We start from the raw sequence: 6,861 nt of genomic DNA, 5'->3' as shown, positions 1-6,861 counted from the left end.
GTCGGTAAAACGTGATTTTTTCATAGAGATCTCCCCGGTTCAGATTACGAGAAAATTCTACTTATCAACACCCCGGATTTTCGGGGGGATTACCGCCGCATTTTGCGGCAACATATGTTGCTGCTGTGCAATAGCAGTCTGCGGAAAAGCCAGAGATAAAGCCAGTGCTGAAGGAAATATTTGCAGGCTGATACATAACCATACAATGAATTTATTCACCCCAATGGGCACGTACTGATTAGTCTCCAAAGTCATGGATTCCATCTCTCATTTGATATACGGATAAACAGAATGAAACAATTAAGACAAGGCGATGTTGAATCATTACGAATAGCGCGGAGCCCGAATGAAAAGTTACTGACGCAACCACAAATCTTGCAAAGGCTGATTAGCAGGGTAATAGTTAAGTTTTAATCGTATTCATTGGCATTGTTGAATGAAGTGGTTTTGGGGCGAGTAATAAGAGTGGCTCACCGATAACTTCCACATACACATAAGAAATTATCCATGGCAAAGCAGAAAAAAACTCTCTGATGCTTTTGCAACAAAGTCTATAGTTCGCGACTTATGGCACCACTACCTTGTGTCAGGATATATTGATTTCATATTCTTGGTTGTTAGTCGCCACATCGAGAAAAATCCTAAAGCAGAGCGGGGTTAAGGTCAATAATTGCCATGACAGTATTTTGTTTAAAAGTAAATTAGCATCTGGCTTCGTTGAACGTGATGCCCAATTTTTCAAGCCCTCAATACCTATGCCAAAATAATTAGCACGATGCTGCTGACCTAAAGGCCATATTAGATGCTGTCACGCGACCCATTATGCTATTTATGTCTATTAGGAGTTTGAGGGCCAATGGAACGAAAACGTACGCTAAGAAGGTAATTCGCTGTTTATATTGAAATTTAATGCTATCCGTTCTCCTTTCAAAATATCCTCCGGGAGCGTGAACGTATAATGCCCCAGCCCCTCTCTTACCGGCACGAACATACATTCCCCATATGTTCGCCACATGACTCAACTTTAGCAACGAGCTGCAGCTAACCCCAATCATGCCTTGCAAAGTGTTATGAACATCAAAACCGCCGAAAACATGGCTTGTTTGCAGCTGTTCAGCAAAGAACTGCATCGGTTTCTGACTGCATTCTTCGTAAGAGGTGCCAAAGGCTTCCGGATGAAGATGCAAAGCTTCAAGCCTCAATTCCCTAAAAACGTCCAGATCGGTCTCGGTCATGCGACGTATTGTAAATGCTTTCACTCATGGCTCCTTGCTGTATCAGATGTGTATTGTCACAACTTAATTAAACTAGCATAAGAGTTCGTGTGAAACTTCAGCTTCTGGCACGCAGCGGCCGGTGGTTGCTGTCTTGTTAGGCTGGACTTCTCCTGGCACGAGGTTGAGGAAGAGATTAACGTTATCCCTGGATCACTCAGCGACAGGTTCCGAAGCTCTGCACTGGGTCGCATGCTCTTCCGACGCGCACGTTAATAAATTACTCTGGCGGATGGTCTGTAGCAGAGCGTTGCTCCGCAATGCTTGCGGGCTCTTTGCCGCCCGCACCTGCAGCGCCACCGTCGACAGAGTGTGGCGAATAACATTCTGTCGACGATGGCGGCTGCACAACAGAGTCTTGTGATAAATCCACCTCTGCTGAAAAACAGTGCCAATTGGTTGAATTCACATATCGTTCACTATAACATCCTATCAGTAATATTTTTCCATCTGCTACATTTTTATTATTCAGAAATATAATAACTAATTTCACAAGGCTAATCATGGAATGGGAAGAATTTAAGCTTTCATTATCGCAAAAAGATTTGATCGGAATCGATTCGGAATTCACACTTTCGACCAGGCGTTTAGTTTCCTGCTTTAACGCAGTTGGAGCGCACCTCAATAAATGGTGGGTAATGACGCCTGTTGACTGGGAATGTCCATGCTGTAAAAGAAAGAAGTCAGAAATAGTGAGATTAAATAAAAATAATTATCTGACCTGCCAGCTTCACGAGCATCATGATCACATGAAAGATGTCGTGAAATCTCTCTTTGTTGAGTTTTCAACAAGAAAGAAAACTATCGTGGCAGATGAACTTTCCGAACGATTTGCGATAAAAGCGGCGTTCTCGCTATCGGCATATGATAATACCGTAATCTGTTTTGATTGTAATAAAGCTGATGCCGATGCGAAGCGTTTAATTCATTGCCATAAATTCTTCTCGTTTTCACCCGGAGAAATTTCAGAATTCATTGTTGCCTCCCCAAATCATGAGCATCAGATTGATGAGGAAGCAGTCAAAGCGGTTTGGGAAAGGGTAGAGCCTGTGTTTACATTACGTATGAATCTGGCGGAACAGTTTGCGGAAATCGCTGCTGAAAAACAGGACTGGTATCAACCCTCGGCAAGAACAGCAAAACAGACAGAACGGACTGCACAGCACTTCTTTGAGTTCAATGGGTTACATGCGTTTGATAAGTACTGGCCAGAAGCACTGCTGTATAACACCGAGCCTTTCAAAGGCGCAAAAAACTCCTGGCGAATGAAGAAGAATCCAATAGCCAAAGGCTCACCTTCAGCCAATGATATTGCTCACTTATCGGCTACCAGAGGCACTTACTGGCAACGATATGATGAAAAATGGACATGCCCCTGCTGCCAGCGAAACAAAATGAGTTGCGTCCGGGCATCGAAAAAGAACCCATGGGTACTGGAAATTAAAAAAGTCCCCTTGTTCCATGCAGCGTGTGACTGGGCTTCTCAGCCAGACATTGCAATGTGCCAGGACTGCGTCGATTCTGCGATAAACTTAGGACGTGAGGTTTCGCACGCGACATCGAAAGAAATCCAATTCCCCAGTTCAGCCATTACACTCGAAGAACTTTCCAGGATCGTCATTCCTCGCCAACACACAATGCATGCCTATCGTAATGATGTCATTGAGCAGTTACTGCCGGGCATTATAAAAAGACATCTTAAGCGCATTAATCAGGCCTGAAATAGCGCTTTCTCCGCGCATGCAACGGCCAATGCTGGTGAAGTGGTGACAACTGTGACCTCCTACGAAATTCATATGAATTTTATATGATTTAACAAAAATAAATTCACCACAACAATTGCATGATTTATCTTAGAACTGCGAAGCACTCCTTGTAACTCAGGCAATTGCCGTCCTCTGAACACCTGTCAGACTGGTTTTCAGAGGCTCTCTTTGGTTACATTGGACAAAGTCCCCGTCATTGCACTTATTTGTGCGGCACATTTATACCCCGGTGCTCATCGAGTCGTCTGGTCATATGATAGGCGGCTTCTGGTTCAGAACATTTCAGGTCGTTCATTGGCGCTGTGCGTCGGCCATTTTTTCATTATACGTCACCCCTAACGCGAGAAAAAGGCTGGGCGGCACTGAGCGAAAAAGGGCCTGTACTTTGCGTGAGAGGATGGGCTTCGTTTGGGAAACGGAAAAATTGTACTATTACTATAAGGTCCTCCGGCGCTCTGGCGGTTATACCAACGTGTACTACATGCTGATTAATAATGATGGTGAGCAACAACGGTGTTGATGTACTCGCCGCATGTTTATCTTTTCAAAGCCGGGGACATTGCTCGGAGGGAATTCACAAGCCTGAGCGTTCTAAAAACTAAGCAATAAGTTAGCTGGAAAAGTATTTTGTAATTCAGTAGACTCAGACAATTCTTATGACCTTGTGGTGGGGTCATTCTGAATGAAAATATTTCATTTTAAGACTTACGTTAAATTAACGGCCGTCGGTGATCAACTGGCGGTGTTGGTGCGATTCTGTGGTGGTGTCGTACCGGCAATCTGAAAAGCCAGCTCTGCGCGGGAAATGCGGCCTGCAGCAGACTGAATCTGTGGATGGGGTGTATCCGGAAACGCCCGGGGAGCGTTCTTAGTTTTTGCAGAACGCTGAATGCAAAAATCCCCGATATCTGTCTGTGATTTGGCGGTCGCGTCAGAGTATCAGGGATCCAAAAGCAGGCTATTGCCTGTACTGGATTATATCGCATGTCAGTCAAAAAACAACCACCCGGCCGCCATAAGTTCAGGTCGGCGTGACGACACACCACAAATCAGCCAGACGGCAATGCTACGTCGTGAATCCGGCGCCGTCATTTGTACGGCCAGCGCATCATAGGCATAGACTACCTGCGTACAATAAGCGGCTCCTGGGTATGGTTCAGAGCCGTGATGTCACCCGTTGGGTGGGGTTCTACTACTTTGATGCCTTTCATCACAGGACGAACCGACTTATTGTCCGGAAGCGACATTTCAACCGGCATCGCGCCTGTGCGCTGAATGCACTCGTTGAAGCGATGGTATATCACCTCAATATTGTCAGTGGCACCATTCCGGTGAGTTTTACCACGCTGGCCAGAGAGTCCGGGCTGGCGACCACGTCGGCCGCCGGCAATGAATCCATCACCCGGGCTACCAGAGCCGCGCAGGACCTGGCGGCTTTTGGCCTGATAACCTACAAACTTCTCTTTGATAAAGTCACGCGTCAGTTCTTCCCGGCTGACATCGAGGTGACCGATCGCTTCTTTGATATGGCCGGAAGTACGGCCCGGGCGTGGGCCAGCGCGCGTAACCAGCAGCTGGCCTGGATTAACCAGGGGCTGGTCAGAAACGGTGAGAAGCCGCTCACCCTGACTGAAGCCCGCCGGCGGCAGAAAGAAAAGCTTGTCGAAATTACCTGGCAAAAGCGCAAAGCCGAACAGGATATTCGCCGCAAACAGAAGATGGCCACGCTGGCCAACCGTCACAGTGAACCCGACCTGCGCCACCAGATATCGTGCCAGATTCAGCGCGAGATGAGCCAGGGACAACACCAGGGTCTGTCCCTGGATGAGTTCCGCCATCTGGTGAATAAACGCCTCGCCTGGATATACGCGGTCGCACGGCCACGAGAATAACACTCCTGATTACCTTATCCGTCTGACGACGGAGGAGCCTGCACGCCTGCCGTCAGGCTCCTCTCTGTTTTCCACTTCATTTGATGGGCCCGCTGCGGCACATGGCCACTCTGCCGCCTTGCTCTTCCCGGTTATCCCCGTTTCAATGCAAATGGGTTGTCCGACCAGATGCAATTAGAAGCCAGAACGCAAGGTGACTTAGGTTTACTTCCTACAGGTTTAAAGAAGTTAAGAGCCACGGCTCTGTTGATAACGCCTTCGCTTGCAGTGGTCATTTGGCCACGCCGCTCAGAGCTAAGGTAGCCCCCACTGCGCTGCAGCGGGTCCCAACACAATCATTAGTTACAACATTCAAAATGTGTATTCAAACCAAAACACCCTCACCCAACTTAACCTCTCCCGGGGACCCACCCACACTGAAAAGCCGCGGCGCCCCCGGCCTTCGGCCGGGGAACACCATCGCCTTTAAGAATGGATGTTGTAACTATAGGGGTGTGTTGTCTGTCCATTTTTAAAAGTAGGGGAGCAACACGCTCGTAACCGGCCTTCGGCCGCTAACGCGGAGATACGCCCCGGCTTCGCCGTGACCACTCCGACCGCGCGCTCCAGCTTCTCAGTTATTAGAACGTTCGGTGGAAGTCTGGCTTTACAGGGTGAAGGTTCTGACTGGCTCCCGGGTAACCATTCTGCGGCCTGTCAGGGCCTGTGACGGGCGAACGACACAGCGACAACCCAAACCGCCGTAACGAGCGGAAGCGCTATCCTGGCGCTTCTGGTGTTAACGGCTAAACATGGCCAGCAGCCTCTGCTTCATGCTGCGAACATAAAACGGTTTAAACTGCGTGGTAATATGCGACTCTAGTCCGCCATTGTTCTGACCCAGGCGCAACAAATCCACTGCCTGTCCGTCCAGTGATGTATCGCCGGCCACCAGACCCGCTCCGCGAATCACTCTTTCCACGCCACCCGTCACATCCACGGCCACCAGGTAATGCGGCCTGTCATCGACCGACGGGTCGTGCATCAGCACCAGGTAAGCGCACCTGACACCCGGGCATTTTGCAAACCAGGCAGACAGTTCTGTCAGCATCCTTTCCGGAACGACCGCCGGCTCACCGAGGTATACCCGGGTTTCTTCCTTCACCACCCGGCTCTGCGGCAGCCGGCTGGTACCTTCTGCCAGCGGCGTTTCGATTTCTTCCGGCACAAACTCCTTGCCGTAGTCCGACCTGGGGTTCAGGAACACCCCCTGCCCTTTCGTCATTTCGAAAAAATCCCTCGCCGGCAGCTTCAGGTACTGGCTTTCGGCCTCGATGGCATGCTGCAGGGTGGCAAGGGAACTGAAAACCGGAATGGCCGTTGTTCCGTCCGGTTTTTCCCAGTGCTGAATCGAAATATGCTCACCGGCTTTCAGATCGACATGACCATCAACGGCTTCCCCGGCCGAAGTCCCCAGGACGTACAGCGATGAAGCCATCAGCATCCGGTAAAATTGGGGTCAGTTTGGATATCGAAAATTATTGTACTATAAGGGCTTCCCCGGCATGTCAACGCCGGTGTTTATGGTTTCTGTCTGCTCTTCGGTAAAAATAAAGGGGAGAGACTGCGGTACTATAAACGGTCATGATGAATCGTCATCGATTCGGGCCCTGATGAAAGACGCGCGTGAGGTTCTTGTTCGTTAAGCGGATACGTATATCCTGTACAATAGCCAGGTAGGCCTCACGGGGTCTAACCCTTTATCATCAACGAATTGCAGGTCAGATGGTGATACTGCTTCGAGCTTTAATTGGCTGAGTACAGCCGGAAATCATCACCGTAATGTAGTGATGCCCAGCATAGCCGCGCGTTTTTGGCGGCGATGGCCACAACAGCCCGCCGCGGGCCGCGGGGCGGGACCCCCATAGAAAGCCCCCCGCGGGAGGGGTG

General features: G+C 49.3%; 4 protein-coding genes and 1 pseudogene. 2 read left to right on the top strand and 3 right to left on the bottom strand.

Features of this window, described 5'->3' with window-relative positions; translation table 11 throughout:
• Nucleotides 1-767: 767 nt before the first annotated feature.
• Nucleotides 768-1,259 carry a hypothetical protein gene (locus ACI2I2_RS24300; protein WP_404660241.1) on the bottom strand — a complete coding sequence of 164 codons (492 nt, stop codon included), beginning with the start codon at nt 1,257-1,259 and terminating at the stop codon, nt 768-770.
• Between the two features lie 518 nt (nt 1,260-1,777).
• Between ACI2I2_RS24300 and ACI2I2_RS24295 the strand changes: the two genes are divergently transcribed.
• Nucleotides 1,778-2,995 carry a hypothetical protein gene (locus ACI2I2_RS24295; protein WP_404660240.1) on the top strand — a complete coding sequence of 406 codons (1,218 nt, stop codon included), beginning with the start codon at nt 1,778-1,780 and terminating at the stop codon, nt 2,993-2,995.
• 247 nt (nt 2,996-3,242) lie between these two features.
• Here ACI2I2_RS24295 and ACI2I2_RS24290 read toward each other — a convergent pair.
• Nucleotides 3,243-3,439: pseudogene (locus ACI2I2_RS24290) on the bottom strand (hypothetical protein); the annotation flags it as partial.
• 632 nt (nt 3,440-4,071) lie between these two features.
• Between ACI2I2_RS24290 and repA the strand changes: the two are divergent.
• Nucleotides 4,072-4,932 (top strand): plasmid replication initiator RepA, encoded by an 861-nt coding sequence (gene repA, locus ACI2I2_RS24285; RefSeq protein ID WP_404660239.1) that lies wholly within the window; start codon nt 4,072-4,074, stop codon nt 4,930-4,932.
• A gap of 778 nt (nt 4,933-5,710) precedes the next feature.
• Here the strand turns inward: repA and ACI2I2_RS24280 are convergent.
• Nucleotides 5,711-6,409: an enhanced serine sensitivity protein SseB C-terminal domain-containing protein gene (locus ACI2I2_RS24280; protein ID WP_404660238.1), complete on the bottom strand. Its 699-nt coding sequence runs from the start codon at nt 6,407-6,409 to the stop codon at nt 5,711-5,713.
• Nucleotides 6,410-6,861 lie beyond the last annotated feature (452 nt).

The sequence above is a fragment of the Scandinavium sp. NPDC088450 genome (assembly GCF_044900545.1).
GTDB lineage: Bacteria > Pseudomonadota > Gammaproteobacteria > Enterobacterales > Enterobacteriaceae > Scandinavium.
This window is presented reverse-complemented; position numbering and strand designations above follow the sequence as displayed.